This is a genomic window from Armatimonadota bacterium (assembly GCA_031459855.1).
Classification (GTDB): domain Bacteria; phylum Sysuimicrobiota; class Sysuimicrobiia; order Sysuimicrobiales; family Humicultoraceae; genus Fervidifonticultor; species Fervidifonticultor primus.
The window spans coordinates 2,512,594-2,532,754 of the sequence record JAVKHP010000001.1 but is presented as its reverse complement, the minus strand read 5'-3'; the positions used below and the strand labels follow the sequence as shown (position 1 = coordinate 2,532,754).

General features: G+C 72.4%; 18 protein-coding genes and 1 tRNA gene. 3 read left to right on the top strand and 16 right to left on the bottom strand.

Annotated features, from left to right (window positions below; genetic code table 11):
• Window position 1: 1 nt before the first annotated feature.
• From QN157_11590 to QN157_11560, 7 genes are all read right to left on the bottom strand, one after another.
• The gene (locus tag QN157_11590; GenBank protein ID MDR7556234.1) at window positions 2–934 is read right to left on the bottom strand and encodes a branched-chain amino acid transaminase; all 933 of its coding nucleotides are present in this window, start codon (window positions 932–934) and stop codon (window positions 2–4) included.
• Window positions 935–1,028: 94 nt separating this feature from the next.
• Window positions 1,029–1,103, bottom strand: a tRNA-Ala gene (locus QN157_11585).
• Between the two features lie 205 nt (window positions 1,104–1,308).
• Window positions 1,309–2,775 carry a glycosyltransferase family 39 protein gene (locus QN157_11580; protein MDR7556233.1) on the bottom strand — a complete coding sequence of 489 codons (1,467 nt, stop codon included), beginning with the start codon at window positions 2,773–2,775 and terminating at the stop codon, window positions 1,309–1,311.
• Between the two features lie 62 nt (window positions 2,776–2,837).
• The gene (locus QN157_11575) at window positions 2,838–3,362 is read right to left on the bottom strand and encodes a MogA/MoaB family molybdenum cofactor biosynthesis protein (protein MDR7556232.1); all 525 of its coding nucleotides are present in this window, start codon (window positions 3,360–3,362) and stop codon (window positions 2,838–2,840) included.
• Window positions 3,359–3,928 carry a cyclic pyranopterin monophosphate synthase MoaC gene (moaC, locus tag QN157_11570; protein MDR7556231.1) on the bottom strand — a complete coding sequence of 190 codons (570 nt, stop codon included), beginning with the start codon at window positions 3,926–3,928 and terminating at the stop codon, window positions 3,359–3,361. Before moaC ends, QN157_11575 begins: the two co-directional genes overlap by 4 nt.
• The gene (locus QN157_11565) at window positions 3,925–5,172 is read right to left on the bottom strand and encodes a molybdopterin molybdotransferase MoeA (GenBank protein MDR7556230.1); all 1,248 of its coding nucleotides are present in this window, start codon (window positions 5,170–5,172) and stop codon (window positions 3,925–3,927) included. The genes moaC and QN157_11565 overlap by 4 nt, the downstream gene beginning before the upstream one ends.
• 1 nt (window position 5,173) lies before the next feature.
• The gene (locus QN157_11560) at window positions 5,174–6,376 is read right to left on the bottom strand and encodes a glycine C-acetyltransferase (protein MDR7556229.1); all 1,203 of its coding nucleotides are present in this window, start codon (window positions 6,374–6,376) and stop codon (window positions 5,174–5,176) included.
• A gap of 450 nt (window positions 6,377–6,826) precedes the next feature.
• On the opposite strand from QN157_11560, the gene QN157_11555 reads away from it, so the two are divergent.
• The 3 genes from QN157_11555 to QN157_11545 are packed head-to-tail and all read left to right on the top strand — an operon-like array spanning window position 6,827 to window position 9,720.
• Entirely contained in the window at window positions 6,827–7,231 is a 405-nt protein-coding gene (locus tag QN157_11555; protein MDR7556228.1) for a DUF2231 domain-containing protein, read from the top strand.
• A complete protein-coding gene (locus tag QN157_11550; GenBank protein ID MDR7556227.1) occupies window positions 7,232–7,963 on the top strand; it encodes a response regulator transcription factor in 732 nt (243 codons plus the stop codon). It begins immediately after the preceding gene.
• Entirely contained in the window at window positions 7,960–9,720 is a 1,761-nt protein-coding gene (locus tag QN157_11545) for an ATP-binding protein (GenBank protein MDR7556226.1), read from the top strand. The genes QN157_11550 and QN157_11545 overlap by 4 nt, the downstream gene beginning before the upstream one ends.
• A gap of 93 nt (window positions 9,721–9,813) precedes the next feature.
• Here QN157_11545 and QN157_11540 read toward each other — a convergent pair whose 3' ends face one another.
• The 9 genes from QN157_11540 to QN157_11500 all read right to left on the bottom strand — a co-directional run bounded on the left by QN157_11540 (window position 9,814) and on the right by QN157_11500 (window position 20,112).
• Window positions 9,814–10,524: an ABC transporter ATP-binding protein gene (locus QN157_11540; GenBank protein ID MDR7556225.1), complete on the bottom strand. Its 711-nt coding sequence runs from the start codon at window positions 10,522–10,524 to the stop codon at window positions 9,814–9,816.
• 81 nt (window positions 10,525–10,605) lie between these two features.
• Window positions 10,606–11,388, bottom strand: coding sequence for an ABC transporter ATP-binding protein (locus QN157_11535; protein ID MDR7556224.1), 783 nt, complete (start codon window positions 11,386–11,388; stop codon window positions 10,606–10,608).
• 1 nt (window position 11,389) lies between these two features.
• Window positions 11,390–12,685, bottom strand: coding sequence for a branched-chain amino acid ABC transporter permease (locus QN157_11530; protein MDR7556223.1), 1,296 nt, complete (start codon window positions 12,683–12,685; stop codon window positions 11,390–11,392).
• Window positions 12,672–13,667, bottom strand: a complete 996-nt coding sequence (locus QN157_11525) for a branched-chain amino acid ABC transporter permease (protein ID MDR7556222.1) — start codon at window positions 13,665–13,667, stop codon at window positions 12,672–12,674. The genes QN157_11530 and QN157_11525 overlap by 14 nt, the downstream gene beginning before the upstream one ends.
• Window positions 13,668–13,786: 119 nt before the next feature.
• Window positions 13,787–14,998, bottom strand: coding sequence for a branched-chain amino acid ABC transporter substrate-binding protein (locus tag QN157_11520; protein MDR7556221.1), 1,212 nt, complete (start codon window positions 14,996–14,998; stop codon window positions 13,787–13,789).
• Between the two features lie 315 nt (window positions 14,999–15,313).
• Entirely contained in the window at window positions 15,314–16,585 is a 1,272-nt protein-coding gene (locus QN157_11515) for a Glu/Leu/Phe/Val dehydrogenase (protein ID MDR7556220.1), read from the bottom strand.
• A gap of 40 nt (window positions 16,586–16,625) precedes the next feature.
• Window positions 16,626–17,573: a divergent polysaccharide deacetylase family protein gene (locus QN157_11510; protein ID MDR7556219.1), complete on the bottom strand. Its 948-nt coding sequence runs from the start codon at window positions 17,571–17,573 to the stop codon at window positions 16,626–16,628.
• Window positions 17,574–17,629: 56 nt separating this feature from the next.
• On the bottom strand, window positions 17,630–18,847 hold the full coding sequence (locus QN157_11505; protein MDR7556218.1) for a S41 family peptidase: 1,218 nt from the start codon (window positions 18,845–18,847) through the stop codon (window positions 17,630–17,632).
• A 113-nt stretch (window positions 18,848–18,960) separates the two neighbouring features.
• A complete protein-coding gene (locus QN157_11500) occupies window positions 18,961–20,112 on the bottom strand; it encodes a peptidoglycan DD-metalloendopeptidase family protein (protein ID MDR7556217.1) in 1,152 nt (383 codons plus the stop codon).
• Between the last annotated feature and the right edge of the window lie 49 nt (window positions 20,113–20,161).

Genomic DNA, 20,161 nt, shown 5'->3' with positions numbered 1-20,161 from the left:
GTCACGGTCGGCTCAACACGGGCACCGGCGTCAGCCAGCCGTGCCGATCGGGCGTCCTCCCCTCCACGATGCCGAAGAACTCCTCCTGCAGCCGACGGGTGATGGGCCCCCGCGTGCCGGTACCGATGGGCACCTTGTCCACCGAGCGCACCGGGGTGATCTCGGCGGCGGTGCCCGTGAAGAAGACCTCGTCGGCCACGTAGAGCAGCTCGCGGGGGATCGCGGTCTCGCGGACGTCGATCCCGAGGTCGCGGCACAGGGTCATCACCACCGTACGCGTCACGCCCCCCAGGATGGAGGCGGCGAGCGGCGGCGTGTAGATCACGCCGTCGCGCACCACGAAGACGTTCTCGCCGCTCCCCTCGCTGACGTACCCGTGCACGTCCAGGGCGATGCCCTCCGCGTAGCCGTTGTCCACGGCCTCCATCACGACGAACGCCGAGTTGACGTAGTTCCCGCCGATCTTGCCCATGCCGGGATGCGTGTCGGGCGCCATCCGCCGCCAGGAGCTCACCATGACGTCGACGCCCTGCTCGATCGCCTCGGGCCCCAGGTAGCGGCCCCACTCGATGGTGATGATGGCGACGTGCAGCGGCGACCGGCGCGGCTCGACGCTCCACGACTCCACACCCCGGAACACCACGGGCCGGATGTAGCACGACCGGTGGCCGTTGGCCCCCACGGTCTCCAGCACGGCCCGGGCCAGGTCGTCGGTGCTGTAGGGCAGCGCCATCCGGAAGATCTTGCACGAGTCCGCCAGACGCCGCAGGTGGGGGTACAGGCAGAAGACGGCGGGGCCGGTCGCCGTCTCGTAACAGCGGATGCCCTCGAAGACACTGGACCCGTACTGGATCACATGGGCCGCGACGTGCACCGTGGCCTGGTCCCATGGCACCAGCCTGCCGTCAAACCAGATCCGGCTCGATGGTTGCATGGCGCTCGCCCCCTGGAAAAAACAGTGCGCCGCCTTCCCCCAAGGGCGAAGGCGGCCTCCGCGGTACCACCCCGGTTGACGGACGCGGCCTTCGTGGTGGAGCAGGAGGGAATTGAACCCTCGACCTCCCGCACGCCAAGCGGGCGCTCTCCCGCTGAGCTACTGCCCCGTGCGTCCGTCCGCTCTGCCGCCCGTCTCGTGGGCGAGGCGGCGGGCCCTGAGGCGTCACCCGACGCCCGCGCACCCGCAGCTCCCGGGCGAGTTCGGCCGGCCCCGCCACCGGTTCGCACCCTCCACCGGCTCGCTCGCAGGCAGGCTCCCGACCTACTGCTCCCGATCCTCGCCAGTGTGCAGTTCGTCAAACCCGGAAGCCATTATATTGGCGCCGCTCCAGGAGCGTCAACCTTGCGCCCGACGCGGCGATCGGCACCGGGAACGTCGCGCGTCGGCGCAGCGGATAGCACACTTCCGGCCCGGCGGACCGTCTGCCCGGTGCGGTGTAGCGCGTCCCAGCGGCGCAGCACGAAGGCCTCGGCGGACGCGTGTGCCACCACCATCAGCGCCGCAGCGGCCGCCACCGCCACACGCGCGCGGCCGCGCCGGGCGGCGCCTGCGAACGCCAGCAACGCCACCAGCAGTGCCACCACGAACGGCGCGGCCGCGGGCAGCACCGTCCGGCTGACCTCTGGATAGCGCGCCAGCATGATGGCCACGCCGGCCGCAGCCGGGACCACCGCCGCCAGCGCCACGCCTGCCGGCAGGCGCAGGCGCGCCGGGTGCCCGTCGGCGGTCAGGACGACGCGCGCGGCCAGGACCATCGCCGCCGGGTAGAGCGGCAACAGGTGGTGCATCATCTTGTCGCCAGGCGAGACCGACAGCAACAGGAAGTACACCCCGGCCCACAGGCCGCAGACGCGCAGCACCGGGACGCCGTCCCGCACGGCGCGCCACCCTTCGGTCGCTGCACCCGGCAGCAACCCCGTCCACGGCAGGACGCCCACCATCAGGGTGGGCACGAAGACGACCAGCGCCTGCCAGTAGGGCAGCTTCGGGGTGACGCCCTGGAAGAACCGGCCCACGCCCAGGGTGCCCCACAGGAAGAACGTGTCCACGAACGGCCGCCCCTGGCGCAGGGCGCCCGCGACGAACCACGGGGCGGCCACCACGAGGAAGACCGCCGCACCGATGGCTGCGTCCCGCCAGCGCCAGACGCCGCGGCGTGGGGGCAGTGCCAGGTCCGCGGCCACGACCAGGCCGACGACGGCGAGGGCGACGATGCCCTTGGTGAGCACCGCCAGCGCCACGGCCAGGCCAGCCAGCACCGTCGCGCGGGTGTGGCCCGTTGCCCGATAGTCGACGTAGGCCGCCATCGCTGCCGTGAGGAAGAAGGTCAGCGGCACGTCCTGTGCCGGATCGAGCGCAACATAGAAGAACTGTCCGCTGGTGGCCAGCAGCAGGGCCGCCAGCAGTCCGCCTTCACGGCCGAGAGCCCGCGCCCCGAGCCGCCAGGTGGCCACCACGGTCGCCAGCGCCAGCGCCACGTGCCAGGCGCGGAGCACCCCCGGATGGTCACCCCCCACCCGCAGCGAGATGGCCATCAGCCAGAAGGTGAGCGGGGGCTTGTCGACCAGCCAGCCCGGGTGCTCGGGGTGGGCGAGCGTAATCCACTCGCCGGTCGCCACGGCGTGGCGGGCGATGGCGCCGTAGAACTCGTCGTCGCCTGCCAGCGACGGCAGGCCCAGGCCAGCTGTGCCCAGCGCCGCGGTGGCCAGCAGCAACGCCCCCCAGCGCCGCGTCCACTCGCCCGGCGGGGCACCGTCCGTGGTTGCTGGCGCGGTCACGTGATCCTGCAACGCATGTCGCTGCGGCGCACGCCGCTCGCGCGCGGGGGGACCGGGGTGGCTCACCGTCCTTCGGGACGGTGTTCTTGCCCCCAGGGCATCGGCTCGCCCTGCAGCACCGCCAACGCGTGGGGGAGCACCGGCAGCAGCACGTCCAGCCACTCGCGCACGGCCCGAGGGCTGCCCGGCAGGTTCACGATCAGCGTGCGCTTCCTGATGCCCGCGACGCCGCGCGAGAGGACGGCCAGGGGTGCGGCCGCGGCGGTGCGCTGACGCGCCGCCTCGGGCAGACCGGGCACCAGCCGCTCGATCACGTCGAGCGTGGCCTCGGGGGTGACGTCGGTGGGCGCCAAGCCGCTGCCGCCGGTGGTGAGGACGAGCGCGACCCCGAGGTCGTCGGCGTAGCGGCGCAGACGGTCGGCGATCGCCCGGCGATCGTCGGCCACGACGTCCCGCGCGACGATCTCGGCGCCGGCCGCGGTGAGGCGCGCTGCCACCACGTCGCCGCTGGTATCGGCTCCCGCCCCGCGGGCGACGGTGTCGCTGGCGGTGAGTACCGCCACCCGCCGGCCTTCCAGGCTGATCATGGCGTCGTGCGCACCGGCGGCTCACCAGGACGCCGGTACTCGCCGCTGCGCCCGCCGGCCTTGTGGACCAGGCGGATGCGCCCGATCGTCATGCCACGGTCGGCGGCCTTGCACATGTCGTACACCGTGAGCGCGGCCACGGCCACAGCCGTCAACGCCTCCATCTCGACACCGGTGGGCGCGACCGTGCGAACCGTGGCCTCGATCGCCACGCGGGCCGGCGCCGCCTGCGGGGTCAGGTGGACATGGACGTCGGTGAGCGGCAGCGGGTGGCACAGCGGGATCAACTCCGCCGTGCGCTTGGCGGCCAGCACGCCGGCGATCTGGGCGACGCTCAACACGTCGCCCTTGGCCAGGCGGTTGGCCCGCAGGAGGGCCAACGTGGCAGGCCGCATGCGCACCTCGCCGCGCGCCGTCGCATGGCGCAGCGTGGCGGGCTTGGCGGAGACGTCGACCATGCGGCTGCGGCCTGCGGCATCGACGTGGGTGAGGCGCGCCTGCGCCGGCGTCCGGCCGTCGGCGCCGTGCCGGCCGTCTCGGCTGCCGGACCGCCGGCGTGGCGTCATACCAGCCGCACCTCCACCTCGTCCCCTACGGCGTATCCCGCCCCGTCGGGCGGCACCACCACGATGCCGTCTGCCCGCGCCAGCGACGTGAGGACCTGCGACCCCGCGGGCAGCGGATGCGCCCAGATGCCATCTGGCCGCGCCTCCAGACGCACGCGTCGGTGATCCTCCCGCGCGCCGGCCGTCGGCAGCGCGTCCGCCAGGCGCGCCCGCACGCGGTCCCATGGCCGCGCCGCGGGATCTGCACCCAGCAGCCGCTCCAGCACCGGCCGGGCGAAGAGGTCGAACGTCACGAGCGCCGAGACCGGATTGCCTGGCAGCCCCAGCACGGGCACCCGACCCACCGCCGCCAGGATCGTCGGCTTGCCCGGGCGGATCGCCACCCCGTGCACGACGATCCCGGGCGGTCCCAACGCGCCGATGGCATCGGCCACGGTGTCGCGTTCGCCGACCGACGACCCGCCCGACACCAGGACCATCGCGTGCCTCCCCACGGCCTCCCGCAGCGTGGCCTCCAGCAGCGCCCGGTCGTCGCGCACGATGCCCACCAGGTGCGCCTGACCACCGGCCGCCTCCACCGCGCCGGCCAGCGCCGCGCTGTTCATGTCGCGCACCAGCCCGGGGCGCAGCGGCGCCTCGGGCGGCACGACCTCGTCGCCGGTGGCCACGATCGCCACGTGCGGCCGCGTCGCCACCGGCACCGTCGCGTACCCCAGGCCGGCCAGGATGCCGAGGTCGGCGGGCCGCAGGCGCCGACCGCGGGCCAGCACCACCTCGCCCGCGCGCACGTCCACCCCCCGCGCCACCACGTTGGCGCCAGACTGGACCGCTCGTCTTACCCAGACCTCCGGCGGCCGGAACGCGACGTCCTCCTGCATGACGACCGCGTCGGCGCCTGCGGGCAGCACTCCACCGGTGGGCACGCGGACGGCCGCGCCCGCCTCCACGCGTGGCGCCTCCACCGCGCCCATGACCACCTCCCCCACGTGCCGGAGGCGCACGGGGCGCCCGGGTGTGGCGCTGGCCACGTCGGCCGCGCGCACCGCCCACCCGTCGACGGCGGACCGGTCGAACGGCGGCAGGTCGACGTCGGCCACCACGTCGACGGCCAGCACCCGGCCCAGCGCGGCGTGCACCGGCAGTGTCTCCGTCGTGGGTGCCGGCACGTCCAGCGCCGCCAGGTAGCGCGCCCGCGCCTGCGCCGGCGTCAGCAGCGCCCCGAACGCCCGGGTGGGCACAGCCACCTCAGATCACTCCCAGCGCCCGGCCGGCGCGCGCGAACGCCTCCAGTGCCGCCTCGAGGTGCTCGCGGGTGTGCGCGGCCGTGACGATGGCGCGCACCCGCGCCCTGCCGCGCGGCACCGTGGGGAAGGCGATGCCCAGCGCGAACACCCCTTCCGCGAAGAGCCGGTCGGAGAACGCGAACGCCCGCTGCTCGTCGCCGATCATCACCGGGGTGATGGGCGTCTGACTCCGGCCGATGTCGAAGCCCAGCCGCACCAGTCCCTCCTGGAAGAACCGCGTGTTCTCCCAGAGGCGCTGGATCAGCTCGGGATGCTGCTGCACCAGCCGCACCGCGGCCAGGGCCGCGGCCGCCACCGCCGGCGGGTGCGAGGTCGAGAACAGCAGCGGACGGGCCCGGTGCATCAGGATGTCGATCAGCGCCCGGCTGCCGGCGACGTAGCCCCCCAGGCCGGCGAACGCCTTGGACAGCGTGCCCACCTGGATGTGCACGCGGCCGTGCAGCCCGAAGTGGTCGACCGTCCCGCGGCCGGCGCGCCCGAGCACCCCGCTGGCGTGCGCGTCGTCCACCATCATGATGGCTCCACAGGCTTCGGCCGCCTCCACCAGGTCGGGCAGGGGCGCGATGTCCCCGTCCATGCTGAAGACGCCATCGGTGATGAGCAGCACGCGCCGCGCGCCGCGCGAGGCTTCCAGCAGACGCCGCGCCGCCGCCACGTCGCCGTGCGGGTAGATCTTCTTTTCGGCCCCCGAGAGCCGGCAGCCGTCGATGATGCTGGCGTGGTTCAGCTCGTCGCTGACCACCACGTCGTCCTTGCCGAGGATCGCCGCCACCGTACCGGCGTTGGCGGTGAAGCCGGACTGGAAGAGCAAGGCGGCCTCGGTCTGCTTGAAGGCGGCGAGCTCCGCCTCCAGCTCCTCGTGCAGCTGCAGGTTCCCGGCGATGGTGCGCACCGCGCCCGCACCCACGCCGTAGCGCTCCAGGGCCTCGCGCGCAGCCGCCTTCAACGCCGGATGCGTCGCCAGCCCCAGGTAGTTGTTGGAGCAGAGGTTGATGACCTCGCGGCCGTCGTAGCGGGTGACCGGCTCCTGGGGACCCTCCAGTCGCCGCGGCCAGCGCCAGACCCCACGCGCCCGCAGGTCGCGCAGGTCGTCCTCCAGGAACGCCAGGGGGTTCGCGCGCGTCTCCAGCGTATCGCCGCCCATCGCACCCTTCACCTCGCGACCTTCACCTCCAGCGCGTTTCGACGCGCAGCCGCACCCGCCCTCCGCGGTGGCACCGGGGGCACCGCGGTGACACGGGCGTTACCCGGTGACGGTACAACGGCCCTGAACGCGCGGGCGTCCAGGTCGCGTTGGGCTGCGAAGGAAAGCAGGGGCGGGGCGGATGGCCCGGTGGGGGCAGGGGGCGCCGGGCCAGCAGGGAGCACGACCCGGCGGGGCCAAAGGAATTTCGGTGCGCCGTGTGCGCGGGCCGGCCCCACCGCGGGGCGTCCTGCACCGCGCCCCTGGGACCGGAATGGCCCCGGTGGTCGCACCGTCGTCCCGCAACGAGGGGGCCTGCGCACCGGGCGCAACGACGGGGTGCGCAGCACGGGCTGCGGAGCACCAACCTGCGCAGCACCGACTGCGCAGCACACACCGCAGGGGGGTGCGATGCCGTTCCTGGTCCATCCGCTGGTCGTGCACTTCCCGGTGGCGCTGTGGCTGACCAGCGCGGTGTTCGACGTGCTCTACCTGCGCTCGGGCGACCGGGGACACCTGCGCGCCTCCCAGTGGCTGGTCGGCCTCGGTTTGGTGGGCGCCGCGGCCTCGGTCGTCAGCGGCTACGTCGACTACCTGCCCCTGGTGGCCCAGGGGATCGGGCAGACGTTCGTGGCCCAGCACCGCCTCCACCAGCTCGTGGCGGTGGCGGCCACGGCCGTCTACCTGGCGAGCTTCCTGGCCCGGTGGCGCCGGCCCGGGCTGTCCCGAGCGCTCTTTGTAACTCTCATGGTCGTCGGCGCCGTGCTTATCGCGGCCACCGGCTACATCGGCGGTGAACTGCGGCGGGTGATGTAAGTGAGCGCGCGGGTCCTGGTCGTCGACGACGAACCGCACATCGTGGAGCTGGTGCGGTACAACCTGCTCCAGGAGGGGTTCGAGGTCACCACGGCCGGCGATGGCCACGCGGCGCTGGCCCGGGCCCGCGCGGAGCGGCCCGATCTGGTGATCCTCGACCTGATGTTGCCCGGCCTGGACGGCATGGAGGTGTGTCGTCAGCTGCGCCGCGAGGGATCGGTGCCCATCATCATGCTGACGGCTCGCGGCGGCGAGGTGGAGCGGGTGGAAGGGCTGGAGCGCGGCGCCGACGACTACGTCACCAAGCCCTTCAGTCCGCGGGAGCTGGTCGCCCGCGTGAAGGCGGTGCTGCGGCGGCGTGCTCGCGAGGTCGCGCCGCCCTCCCAGGCCCCCCTGCAGGTGGGCGGCCTGCGGCTCGACCCGGTCACCCACGAGGTGACGCTGCACGGGCGGCCGGTGGAGCTCACGGCGCGGGAGTTCGACCTGCTGCGGCTGTTCATGCGCTACCCCAACCGGGTGTTCACCCGTGACTTCCTGCTGGAGCACCTGTGGGGGCACGACTTCTACGGGAGCACGCGCACCGTCGACATGCACGTGAGCCGGCTGCGGGAGAAGATCGAGGACGACCCCGTCGCGCCCACCTACATCGTGACCGTGCGCGGCGTCGGCTACAAGCTGCGCCCGCCCGAGCTCCGCCCGCCCGAGCCGGTGCGCCGCCGGGGACGCCCGTGAGGTCGCGGTCGATTCGCAGTCGTCTGGCCCTGTCGTACCTGGTGCTGGCCGCGTTGTGCCTGGTGCTGGTGGCGACGTTCGTCACCTGGCGCCTGCAGCGCCAGTACACGACCACCTATGCGTGGGTCATCGAGCGCCAGGCCCGGCTGATCGGCCGCATGCTCGAGGAGTACGCACGGGACGGCCGCACCGATCCTGCCGCCCTGGAACGCCTGGCGCAGGAGTTCCGGTGGCGGCGCGACGCGACCATCCGGGTGCTCTCCGCCGGCGTGCTGCGCGCCCCGGAGACGACCGGCCAGGCAAGCGAACTGGCCGCGCTGGCGGCGTGCCTGGCTGCCGCCGACCGCAGCGGCGACTGCACGACCCGGTCCGTGCGCCGGGACCCGGCCGGCGGCGGCCAGCGCGTGTTCGCGGCGTCGCCGGTGGTGGTCGACGGCCGGGTGTTCGCGGTCGTGCACGTGTCGGTGCCCACGGGCTGGGTGTGGGTGCAGTTGGGCCGCATGCTCCCCCAGCTGGGCGTGGGGCTGGCCATCGGCCTGGTCCTGGCCTGGTTGCTGGGCACCCGCCTGGCCCGAGGGCTCGTCGAGCCCATCGAGGACCTGACCCGCGTGGCCACGCGGATGAGCGCCGGCGACCTCAACCAGACCGTCGCGCCCCGCGGTGCCGACGAGATCGCGCGGCTGGCGGAGAGCTTCAACCGCATGGCCGGCCGGCTGCGCGACATGGTGGCCACCCTGGAGGCCGAGCGCACCCGCCTGAAGACGATCCTGACCAGCATGTCCGACGGCGTGGTGGCCGTGGATCGTCGCGGCACGCTGCTGCTGGCCAACCGGGCCGCCGCCGACCTGCTGGCGCCCGGGCGTGCAGGCGACCAGACGGCCGTGCAGCCCGGTCCGCGCCTGCGGGCGATGCTGGCCGAGGCGGCGAGCCGCGGACAGCCGGTCACCGGGGAGCTGCCGCCAGCAGAGGTCGGCGATCGCCTGGTGGAGGTGCACTGCGCGCCCCTGCCGGGCGAGGGCGGGCCTGGCGGGGCGGTGGCGGTGTTGCGCGACGTCACCGCGCTGCGGCGCCTGGAGCGTCTGCGGCGCGAACTGACCGCCAACGTCTCCCACGAGCTGCGCACCCCGCTCACGTCCATCAAGGGCTTCGCCGAGACACTGCTCGGCGGCGCCATGCGCGACGAGGCCACGTGCCGGCGCTTCCTGGAGATCATCGACAAGGAGGCCGACCGCCTGGTGAAGCTGGTCGACGACCTGCTGGACCTCTCGCGCCTGGAGGACAAGCGGATCAGCCTGCAGCTGGGCCAGGTCGACGTGGGCGCCCTGGTGGACGAGACGCTGGCGCGCCTGCGGCCGCTGGCAGGGCAGCGGGCGATCGACGTGCAGGCGCCGCCGACCGAGGTCGTCGCCCTGGCCGACCGCGACCGCCTGAGTCAGGTGCTCACCAACCTGCTGGACAACGCCATCAAGTTCACCCCAGACGGCGGCCGCATCACCGTGGGCTGGCGGTGCACCGACGGCGAGGTGGAGATCTCGGTCTCGGACTCGGGGCCGGGCATCCCCGAAGCGGACCTGCCGCGGATCTTCGAGCGCTTCTACAAGGCCGACCGGGCCCGGCCAGCGCACCCTGGCGGCAGCGGCCTGGGGCTGGCCATCACCAAGCACATCGTGGAGGCACATGGTGGCCGCATCGCCGTCCGCAGCGCCCCGGGGGTGGGCACGACCTTCACGGTGACCCTGCCGCGCAACGGCGACTGAGGATGCAGGCGGCAACGTGCCGGCGCGGGAACGCCGGCACCGCGGGCCACGGCCGTCACGGCCGGCACGACGCAGCGAGTTGCGGACCGGCGTCTACCCCCCGAGGTAGGCCCGTTTGACCTCGGGGTTCTCGCGCAGCTCGGCGGCGGGGCCCTGCAGGGTGATCTCGCCCGTCTGCAGCACGTAGGCCCGGTGGGCCACCGCCAGCGCCATGTACGCGTTCTGCTCCACCAGCAAGACCGTGGTGCCCTGGGCGTTGATGTCGAGGATCGTCTGGAAGATCTGCTCCACCAGCACCGGGGCCAGCCCCATCGACGGTTCGTCCAGCAGCAGCACCCGCGGCCGCGTCATCAGCGCCCGCCCGATGGCCAGCATCTGCTGCTCGCCGCCCGACAGCGTCCCTGCCACCTGGCCCAGCCGCTCGCGCAGGCGTGGGAACAGCGCCAACACGCGCTCCAGGTCGTCGCGGATGCCTGAGGAGTCCTGCCGGCGGTAGGCGCCCATCATCAAGTTCTCGCGCACGGTCAGCCGGCCGAAGATGCGCCGGCCCTCCGGGGCGTGCCCGATCCCCAGCGCGACGATCTCGTGGGGCGGGCGGCCGTCGATCCGCATCCCCTCCAGGCGCACAGCGCCCTCCCGCGCCCGGTGCAGGCCGGAGATCGTGCGCAGCGTGGTGGTCTTCCCCGCCCCGTTGCTGCCCAAGAGAGCCACGATCTCGCGCTCGTCCACGGCCACCGTGATGCCACGCAGCGCGTGGATGTGGCCGTAGTAGACGTGGAGGTTCTCGATCTCGAGCAGCGCCATCGTCCGTCCCGCTTGCCCGCCCCGCCGTTCGCCCGTCGCGTCGCCTACGCCGCGCCGCCTGAGGTTCCGCAGAACCCGCCCTCAGCGCAGTGCAGCCACCCCCTTGCCGACGCCCAGGTACGCCTCGATGACCCGGGGGTCGTTCTGCACCTGGGCGGGCGGGCCCTCGGCGATCTTCTCGCCGTAGTCGAGCACCGTGACCCGGTCGGAGATGTTCATCACCACGCGCATGTTGTGCTCGATCAGCAGGATCGTCAGCCCCAGCTCGGCCCGCAGGCGGCGCAGGAAGTCCATCAGCGCCTGGGCCTCCGTGGGCGACATGCCGGCGGTCGGCTCGTCCAGCAGCAACAGCTGGGGCTGGCTCGCCAGCGCGCGGGCGATCTCCAGCCGGCGCTGGTCGCCGTAGGGCAGGTTCTTGGCCAGCTCGTTGGCGCGCCCCGAGAGTCCCACTAGCTGCAGCAGCTCGCCGGCACGTCGCAGCGCTGCGCGCTCGGTGGCATAGAAGCGCGGGGTGCGCAGCAGCGCGTCCCAGGCGCCCAGCGCCAGCCGGCTGTGCATCCCCACCAGGATGTTCTCCACCACGGTCATGTTGCCGAACAGACGGATGTTCTGAAACGTCCGGCACATGCCCAGGGCGGTGATCTGATCGGGCCGCAGCCCCACGATGGGCCGGTCACGGAACCGCACCTGCCCCTCCTCGGGCGCGTACACGCCGGTCAGCACGTTGAAGAAGGTGGTCTTGCCTGCCCCGTTGGGTCCGATGATGCTGGCGATCGTCCCCTCTTCCAGCACGAAGTCCACGGCAGAGACGGCGACCAGCCCGCCGAAGCGCTTGGTCACCCCCACGGCCTCCAGCAGCGCCATCTCACTGCCCCCCGCCCACCAGCGCTTCCTCTCTGGCCAGCTGACGGGCCTCCTCCAGCTCCAGGCGGCGCCGGGCCGAGGGGAGGATCCCCTCCCGCCGGAAGATCATCATGAGGACCAGGATGACCCCGAAGGCCATACGCTCGTATTTGGCGGGCTCCAGCTGGGTCGGGAGGTGCGCCAGGTTGAACCCCAGGATCTCCACGCCGGCCTGCCGCCAGGCGTTGAGGGTCAACGAGAGTTGCTTGAGCACCTGCAGGTTGAGGATCGTCACCACGCTGGCGCCCAGGATGGCGCCCGGAATGCTGCCCATGCCGCCCAGGATCACCATGGCCAGCACCCCGATCGACTCCATGAACGTGAAGCTCTCAGGGTTGATGAACAGCTGCTTGCCGGCGAAGATCACCCCCATGGCGCCCGCGAACGACGCCCCCGCCGCGAACGCCAGCAGCTTGGTGCGCACCAGGGGCACACCCATGGCCACCGCCGCGGCTTCGTCCTCGCGGATCGCCTCCCAGGCCCGTCCGATGTGCGAGTCCTTCAGGCGCTGGGTCACCACGATGACCAGGGCCACCACCACCAGCACCATGAAGTAGAAGTACAGGGGGTACAGCACCACCGGCGTCGCGGGCAGGCCCAGCCCCTCCACCACCGGCGCGAAGAACAGCGGCGGCCGGCCGATCGGCGTGATCCCGATCGGTCCGTTGGTGATGTTGATGGGCTTGTCCAGGTTGTTGGCCAGCACGCGCACGACCTCGCCGAACCCCAGGGTCACGATGGCCAGGTAGTCGCCGCGCACCCGCAGCACCGGCAGGCCCAGCAGCACGCCGGTGATCGCCGCCAGCACCACCGCCACCGCCAGGAACACGAAGAACCACCAGCCGCCCAGCGGCAGCAGGTGCGTCGCCTCGGGCCAGATCTTCAGGGCCTGGGGCGACCCGATGATCGCCCAGCTGTAGGCCCCCACGGCGTAGAACGCCACGTACCCCAGGTCCAGCAGCCCCGCGAGCCCGACGACAATGTTGAGGCCCAGCGCCAGGGCCACGAAGATGCCGACCTGCGTGGCCACCTCGAGGTAGAACGCGTTGCGGATGCCCACGTAGGGCATGAGCACGCCCAGCACGACGGCCAGCCCGGCAGCCCGGAACCAGGCCGGCAGCGCCAGGTGGTACAGGAGGAAGACCGACGCCAGGAAGAGCAGGAACGCGGGCAGCGACCGGGGCACCGAGGCCACCAGGGCGGTCGTGCCCGCGATGTAGAGCGCCAGGGCCAGGGCACGCACGTTAGAGTTTCTCACGGACGACCTCCCCCAGCAGCCCCTGGGGCCGGAACATGAGGATGACGATCAGCACGCTGAAGGCGAAGATGTCCTTGTACTCGGCCCCGAACGCCCCACCGGTCAGCAGCGACATGTACGAGGCCGCGAACGCCTCCAGCATGCCCAGCACCAGGCCCCCCACCATGGCGCCGGGCACGTTACCGATGCCGCCCAGCACCGCCGCGGTGAAGGCCTTCAGGCCGGGGATGAACCCCGAGTAGGGGTTGATCGTCCCGAACTGCACGCCGAACAGCGCCCCGGCCGCGCCGCCCATCGCCCCGCCGATCAGGAACGTCAGGGAGATGATCCGCCCGACGTTGACGCCCATGAGCCCGGCCGTCGGCTGGTCCTCGGCCACCGCCCGGATCGCCATCCCGAGCTTGGTCCGGTTGACGAACAGCGTCAGCACCACCAGCATCAGCAGCGACGCCACGATGATCAGGAGGGACTTCACCGAGATCTCCACCTCGCCGACCAGCGGGATCCGCCGGTCGAAGAGGTCGATGGTCGGGTAGGTCAGGAAGAACGCGTTCCGCCACAGGCTCTCGAACAGCCGGATCGCGTCCTGGAGGAAGAACGAGACGCCGATGGCCGAGATCAGGGGGATCAGACGCGGGGCCCCCCGCAGGGGCCGGTAGGCCACGCGCTCGACCGCGACCGCCAGCAGGCCGCTGCCCGCCATGGCCAGCACGAGGACCACGGCCAGCAACGCCAGCGGGTGCAGCACCGTCAGGAGCCCGCTGGCCTGCAGGATCAACAGGGTCTCGGCCCCCACGAACGCCCCCATGACGAAGATCTCGCTGTGAGCGAAGTTGATCATCTGGAGGACGCCGTAGACCATGGTGTAGCCCAGGGCGATCATGGCGTAGACGAAGCCCAGCACGAAGCCGTCGACCACGACGGTCGGCAGGATCCGCAGGAGGATGTCCCACTCCACCCGGTCCGCACCCCCCACCGGCACCGACTGTTCACCTATTCACCGCCCACCAGGGGAACCCTCCGGCATCCGCGCCCGCACAGCAGGAGGGGCCGCGCCGCCCGGGCGGGCCCCTCCTGGAAACCGCCGCGCCGAGGGGTGGCCTACATGCCGGCCCCCGGCGGGTTGATCCGCAGCGTCTTCACCAGCTTGTTCTGCCCCCACTTGGCCGGGTCGCCGCTCACGATATTGATCACGAAGTAGGTGGCCGGCACCGGGTCGCCCTTGGCGTCGAAGGTGAAGGTATCGGTCAGGCCGCGGAAGCCCTTGATCTTGTGGATCTCGTTGGTGACCTGCTCGCGGGTGGGCTTCTTGCCGCCCGCGGCCTTGATGGCGTTCTCGATGGCCTTCAGGCCGATGGCGGTGGCGTCGTAGGCCTGGGCCGCGAAGGGCTCGGGGTCCTTCCCGAACTTGGCCTTGTAGTCCTGGGCGAACTTGGCGGCCCTGGGGTAGACCGAGACCGGTCCGGCCACGGTCGTGTAGTGCATCCCCACGATCGCCTGCCCTGCGACCTTGGCCAGGTCGGAGGAGTCCATGCCGTCAGGGCCCAGGAACCGCGCCTTCAGGCCCTTGGCCCGCGCCTGCTTGAAGAAGACGCCGGCCTGGTTGTAGATGCCGCCGAAGTACACCAGGTCGGGCCGCCGGGCCAGGATCGGGGTGATGATGGGGTCGAAGTTGGCTTGCTCCTCGGTGCCCTCGAACCCCACCACGCGCATGCCTACCTTGGGCGCGTGGTCGCGGAAGAACTCGGCGACGCCCTGGCCGTAGGCCGTCTTGTCGTGGATGATGTAGACGGTCTTGACCTTCATCTCCTTGGCCGCGAACTCGGCGCCGACGACGCCCTGCACGTCGTCGCGGCCCACCACCCGGAAGACGTTCTTGTACTTGCGGTCGGTGATCTTGGGGTTGGTGTTGGCCGGCGAGATCATGGCCAGCATGCTGTCCTTGTAGACCTCGGACGACGGAATGGCGACGCCCGAGTTCAGGTGCCCGATGACCAGCAGGATGTCGGGGTCGGTGACCAGGTTCTTGGCGTTGGCCACGCCCACGTCGGGCTTGGCCTGGTCGTCGAACGGCACGAGCTCGAGGTCGAAGCCGAGCCGCTTGATGGGCCCGCCGAGTTGCTCGATGGCCAGCTGGGCGCCGTTCTTGATGCCCTCCCCCAGGACCGCCTGGCCTCCCGAGAGCGGGCTCTGGGTGGCGATCTTGATCTTGCCCTTCGTCGCCTGCGCCCGCACCGGCGCCTGTGCCGGCACCAGCAGCGCAGCGGTGACCAGGAGCACCAGCGCGACAAGCACTCCACGAAGTCGCGTCATACCCATCTCTCCTTCGTCGTGTCCTTCGTGTGGTTGCGTGCACAGCGTCCGGCCGCCTTGCTCACCTCACGCTCTCCCCCGCTCGACCCCTCACCTCCTCCGCGGCCCGCCGGCGGCGGGCTCTCCACGCTGTCCATGCAGGTCGCCTACTCGGGTTCGTCCGGCCCCGGGCGACTTCCTGCCGCCTCCAGGGTCGGCGCCCGCCGACCGTCGGAGACGACGACCCAACCCCCGCACCGGCCGACCCCGCGCCGGAGCCCCTGCGTCCTGCACGCCCACGACGGCCCCGTGGCGGCCGGCCGCGCGCCGGTGCGCCTACGGGTAGATCCCCCGGGTGAACAGCGCGTCCGCCACGCGGTCGATGGCCCGGATCAGCGCGGCCGTGCGCAGGTCCACGTTGCGCTCCTCCGCGACCTTCACCACCTGCCCGAAGCTGCGCACGATGATGCGCTCGAGGTTGGCGTTGACCTCCTCCTCGGTCCAGAAGAACTGCTGGAGCCCCTGGACCCACTCGAAGTACGAGACGATGACGCCCCCGGCGTTGGCCACGATGTCCGGCAGGACCGTGATGCGCCGCTCGCGCAGGATCACGTCCGCCTCGGGCGTCGTGGGCCCGTTGGCGCCCTCGACGACGACCCGCGCCCGGATTCGGGGCGCGTTCTCCTCGGTGATCTGGCCTTCGAGCGCGCTGGGCACGAGCACGTCGCAGGGCAGCTCCAGCAGCTCCTGGTTGGTCACCACGTCCGCACCGGGATAGCCCACGACGCTGCCGGTGCGTGCCTTGTGTGCGATCAGCCGGTCGGGGTCCAACCCCGCGGGGTTGTAGACGCCCCCGCGCGTATCGCTGACGGCCACCACGCGGCAGCCCAGGCGCGTCAGGAGCTGTGCCGCCACCGAGCCCACGTTCCCGAAGCCCTGGATCACCACGGTGGCACCGGCCAGCTCCATGCCCAGCCAGCGGGCGGCCTCACGGGTCACGATGGCCACGCCCCGGCCGGTGGCCTCCACGCGGCCCAGCGACCCGCCGATGGACGTGGGCTTCCCGGTGACCACCGACGGCGTCGAGTAGCCCCGGTGCATGCTGTAGGTGTCCATGATCCACGCCATGACCTGGGGCGTGGTGCCCAGGTCGGGCGCGGGGATGTCGCCCTCCGGGCTCATCAGAATCGAGATCTCCGTGGCGTACCGGCGGGTGAGTCGCTCGAGCTCAGTGGTCGACAGCGCCTTGGGGTTGACCACCACGCCGCCCTTGGCGCCGCCGTAGGGCAGCCCGACGACCGCGCACTTCCACGTCATCAGCATGGCCAGGGCACGGATCTCGTTGAGGGTCACGTCCTGGTGGTACCGGATGCCGCCCTTGGTCGGCCCCAGCACGGTGCTGTGGTGGACGCGGTATCCGGTGAAGATCTGCACGGAGCCGTCGTCCATCTTCACCGGGAAGTGCACGGTGAGCTCCCGCTTGGGGTAGGCCAGGAACTCGCGGATGCCCCGTTTGAGCGGCAGGTAGTCCGCGGCCCGGTCGAACTGCCGCAGGGCCGCCTGCCAGGGGTCGCCCTGGGGCGTGATCAGCATCGCCTGCGTCGCCATCCCGCTCGTCCTCCTTTTCGCCTCCTGCGGTTCCCTTGGGTTACGGGCTCTTGCGTCCTTCCGAGGCCGGGGCCGGCATCCCGCCCATCAGCGCCGAGAGCGGCACCAGCGCCACCCCGGCCTCGTCGAACTCGTGGCGCATGGCGGCGACGACCGCTGGCGTGCGGCGCTGCGCGTGCCCGATGGCGATGACGGCGCCCTCTTGCCGGGCGCGCGCGATCGCGCGCCGGACCTGGGCCGCAATCGCGGCGTCGTCGTCGACGTTGTCCAGGAAGATCGCCCGGGTGGCTGTCCGCACGCCCAGCTCGGCGGCCACCTCGCGAACCACCGAGTGCGGCGTGGTGTAGCTGTCGAGGAAGAAGGCGCCCGCGTCCCGCGCCGCCTGCAGGACCGCCCGCATGACCCGCCGATCCGCCGTGGCCCGCGAGCCCATGTGGTTGTTCATCCCCACGGCCCCGGGCACGGCCGCCAGGGCGGCGCGCACCGCCTGCCGGATCTGCGCATCGCTCATGGCAACGGTGATGCTTCCCGGGCCCGGGTCCTTGCCGGGGTCCTCCGGCTCCAGCGGCAGATGCACTAACACCTCCAGCCCGGCCGCACGCGCCCGCTGCGCGACCTCGTCCGAGTGCGCGAGGAACGGCAGCACGGCGACGGTCACGGGCCGGCCGATGGCAATGATCGCTTCGACGTGGGCGAGGTCCCCGCCTGCGTCGTCGAATACGACCGCCAGCCGGCCCCGCGGGGTGTGGGCGGGCGACACCGGGGTCGCACGCTGCGGGCGTGGGGTCGGGGTCGGCGAGGGGCGGGCCGCCGGCGGTCGCGCGCGCGGGGGCGCGGCCGGGCGCACCGCAGGCTCTGGGGCACGGACGGGAGGTGGGGCATCGGGCGACAGCCGGGCGAGTAGCACCCCGGCTCCCATGGCCACGACGACCAGTGGGACGATCCCCAGAGACCGCCGCCGGGCCGCTGCACGCCGATGGCGCGACATGGGCGCCGGGTCTCCCGTGGTGGGCTCAGGAGGTGGGGACGCGCCTCGCCACGTCCCTATCGTCTCCCTGCGCGCTGCCGGAGCACCTCGACAGCCCGCCGTAGCTGCTCCTGCTGGATGCGCGCCACCTCGGCATCGCTCTTGCCCTCCAGCCGGTCTCCGGCGACGACGTCGGGCGGCACACCCTTCCCGTGGATGTCGTGGTCTGCGGGCGTCAGGTACTTGGACGTCGTGATGGCGGCGCCGCCACCGCCGGGGAGCGCGTAGACCGACTGGATGACCCCTTTGCCGAACGTTCTGATCCCGACCAGCGTGGCGCCGGCGGAGTCCTTGAGCGCGCCCGCCAGGATCTCGGAGGCACTGGCGCTGAACTCGTTGACGAGCACGACCACCGGCAGCTGGATCTTCGGGCCGCGCCCGGCACGCTCGGTCGTCTTGCGGCCGGTGCGGTCCACGATGTGCACGAGCGGCCGCCCCTCGGGCACGAAGCGCTCGGCCACCCGGAGCGACGCCTCCAGCAGCCCGCCGCCGTTGCTGCGCAGGTCGAGGAGCACCCCACGGACCCCGACCTGCTGCAGCCGGGTCATCTCGGCCGCCACCTCCTCCGCCGTTCGATCGTTGAACGTGAGGATGCGCACGTATCCCAGTCGCTCGGCCGCCAGCTGCTTCTGCAGGTCAGCGTCCAGGACCCCGGCGCCCTGCACGGACACGATCTGGATGCGCGCGCGGGTGATTTCCACGTCGAAGGACCGATCGGCCCGCTGGATGCGCAGCACCACCCGGGTGCCCGCAGGGCCCCGGATCCGGCTGACGGCCTCCTGCAGCGCCATGCCCTCGGTGGAGACGTTGTTGATGGCGCGAATGCGGTCGCCCGGTCGCAGGCCCGCCCGATGCGCCGGGGTGCCCTCGATGGGCTGCACGACGATCAGCTGGCCGTCGCGGATGTCGATGAAGATGCCGATGCCGAAGAAGTAGCCCTGGGCGTCCTGCGCGAACTCCCGGAACGCCCTGGCGTCCATGTACCGCGTGTAGGGGTCGCCCAGCGCTTCTAGCATCCCCCGCGCCGCGCCGTCGAAGAGCACGCGTGCGTCGGGCACGGGCCCCAGGTAGTCCTGCCGGATGTGGGTGAGCAGCTGCCGCAGGAGCGCGAAGCCCTGGTCGTCGGCGCCCCGGGCCACCGACGCCTGGCCCGCGCCGTAGCCGGCCAGGAAGACCGCGACGATCACCGCGGCCACGGCAGGCCACGGGAGTCGCTGTAGGATGCGGCTGTGCACGCCTCTCGCCTCCAGGCGGTCGGTCCCCAGACCGCCGGTTGTAGCTTATCGTGGTCGACGGCGGCGAACAAGCGCGCCGACGCGGCGCGAGGCACGATGCCGGCGCCGGCGTCTCACCGCTGTGGGTCGATGGGTTGCCCGTTGCGCCGGATCTCGAAGTGCAGATGGGGTCCGGTGCTGTAGCCCGTGCTGCCCACCCGGCCGATGACCTGGCCGCGGACGACCTGCGCCCCCGGCGCGACCAGGATCGCGGAGAGGTGCCCGTAGAGGGTGCTGAGACCGTCGCCGTGGTCGAGCACCACCAGCTTGCCGTAACCGCCGTACCAGCCGGCGAAGAGCACGGCGCCGTCCCCGGCGGCCCGCACCGGGGTGCCGTGGGGCGCGGCGATGTCGACGCCCTGGTGGAAGAGGCGCGCCCGAAAGATCGGGTGCCGTCGGAACCCGAACCGCGACGTGACCATGCCGCGCAGCGGCCAGACGAACGCGCCGATGGCCATCCGCGATGGCCCGCTGGCCTGCAGCCGCCGGATCAGCGCTTCCAGCTCTGCGGACTCCCGGCGCAGGTCCTCGACGACGCGCTCGACAGCGGCGCGCTCCTGCGCGATGCCCTCCAGCAGCCGCCGCTTGGCCTCCTTTTGCTCGGCGAGCAGCTGGCGGCGCTGGCGGGTTTCCTCCACCAGGGCTGCCAGGCGACGCTGCTCGGCCTGGAACTCCGCGCGCAACGCCTCGGCGCGATCGCGGTCCTGGCGGTAGGCGGCGATCAGCCGGGTATCGCTCCGCACGATGGCGCCGACGATGCGGGCGCGGGTCACGAACTCCGAGAAGGTGGCGGCGCCCAGGATGACGTCGAGATAGCCTGCCCGTCCGTACCGGTGGAGGTCCCGCAGCCGGGTCCCCAGCACGGCCCGGCGCCGGGCCAGCTCCCGCTCGGCGCTGGCCACCGCAGCCGCGGCCGCCGCCGCGCGCTGCTGCGCGCGCCGCCGGTCGACCTCCAGCTGATCGAGCCGGGCCTCCGTGGCTTCCAGGGCCTGGTCGAGGTGCTGCACCTCGTCAACAAGCCGGCGCTCGCGCCGCCGCACGACCAGGAGCCGGCGCCGCTCGAGCTGGAGCTGGCGTTGGAGGCGTCGCAGTTCCTGCTGGCGACCTTCGGGCGAGGCCTGGACAACAGCCGCATCCGGAGTGCCGGACGGCGCGGCCAGGGCAGCCGCCACGGGGTCGAAGAGCCCAAGCAGGAACGCGATCGCCCCGGCAGCCAGCGTCCTCACGACCGTCGTCCTCACAAGACCAGGTAGCGGCGCAACCCCGCGCGAAACC

Bases quoted from the DNA above. Each gene is read 5' to 3' on its own strand.
- QN157_11555 (MDR7556228.1), top strand. From the start codon at position 6,827: ATGCCGTTCCTGGTCCATCCGCTGGTCGTGCACTTCCCGGTGGCGCTG.
- QN157_11590 (MDR7556234.1), bottom strand. From the start codon at position 934: ATGCAACCATCGAGCCGGATCTGGTTTGACGGCAGGCTGGTGCCATGG.
- QN157_11515 (MDR7556220.1), bottom strand. From the start codon at position 16,585: ATGGCGACGCAGGCGATGCTGATCACGCCCCAGGGCGACCCCTGGCAG.
- QN157_11510 (MDR7556219.1), bottom strand. From the start codon at position 17,573: ATGTCGCGCCATCGGCGTGCAGCGGCCCGGCGGCGGTCTCTGGGGATC.
- QN157_11540 (MDR7556225.1), bottom strand. From the start codon at position 10,524: ATGGCGCTGCTCGAGATCGAGAACCTCCACGTCTACTACGGCCACATC.
- QN157_11575 (MDR7556232.1), bottom strand. From the start codon at position 3,362: ATGATCAGCCTGGAAGGCCGGCGGGTGGCGGTACTCACCGCCAGCGAC.
- QN157_11560 (MDR7556229.1), bottom strand. From the start codon at position 6,376: ATGGGCGGCGATACGCTGGAGACGCGCGCGAACCCCCTGGCGTTCCTG.
- QN157_11535 (MDR7556224.1), bottom strand. From the start codon at position 11,388: ATGGCGCTGCTGGAGGCCGTGGGGGTGACCAAGCGCTTCGGCGGGCTG.
- QN157_11520 (MDR7556221.1), bottom strand. From the start codon at position 14,998: ATGACGCGACTTCGTGGAGTGCTTGTCGCGCTGGTGCTCCTGGTCACC.
- moaC (MDR7556231.1), bottom strand. From the start codon at position 3,928: ATGACGCCACGCCGGCGGTCCGGCAGCCGAGACGGCCGGCACGGCGCC.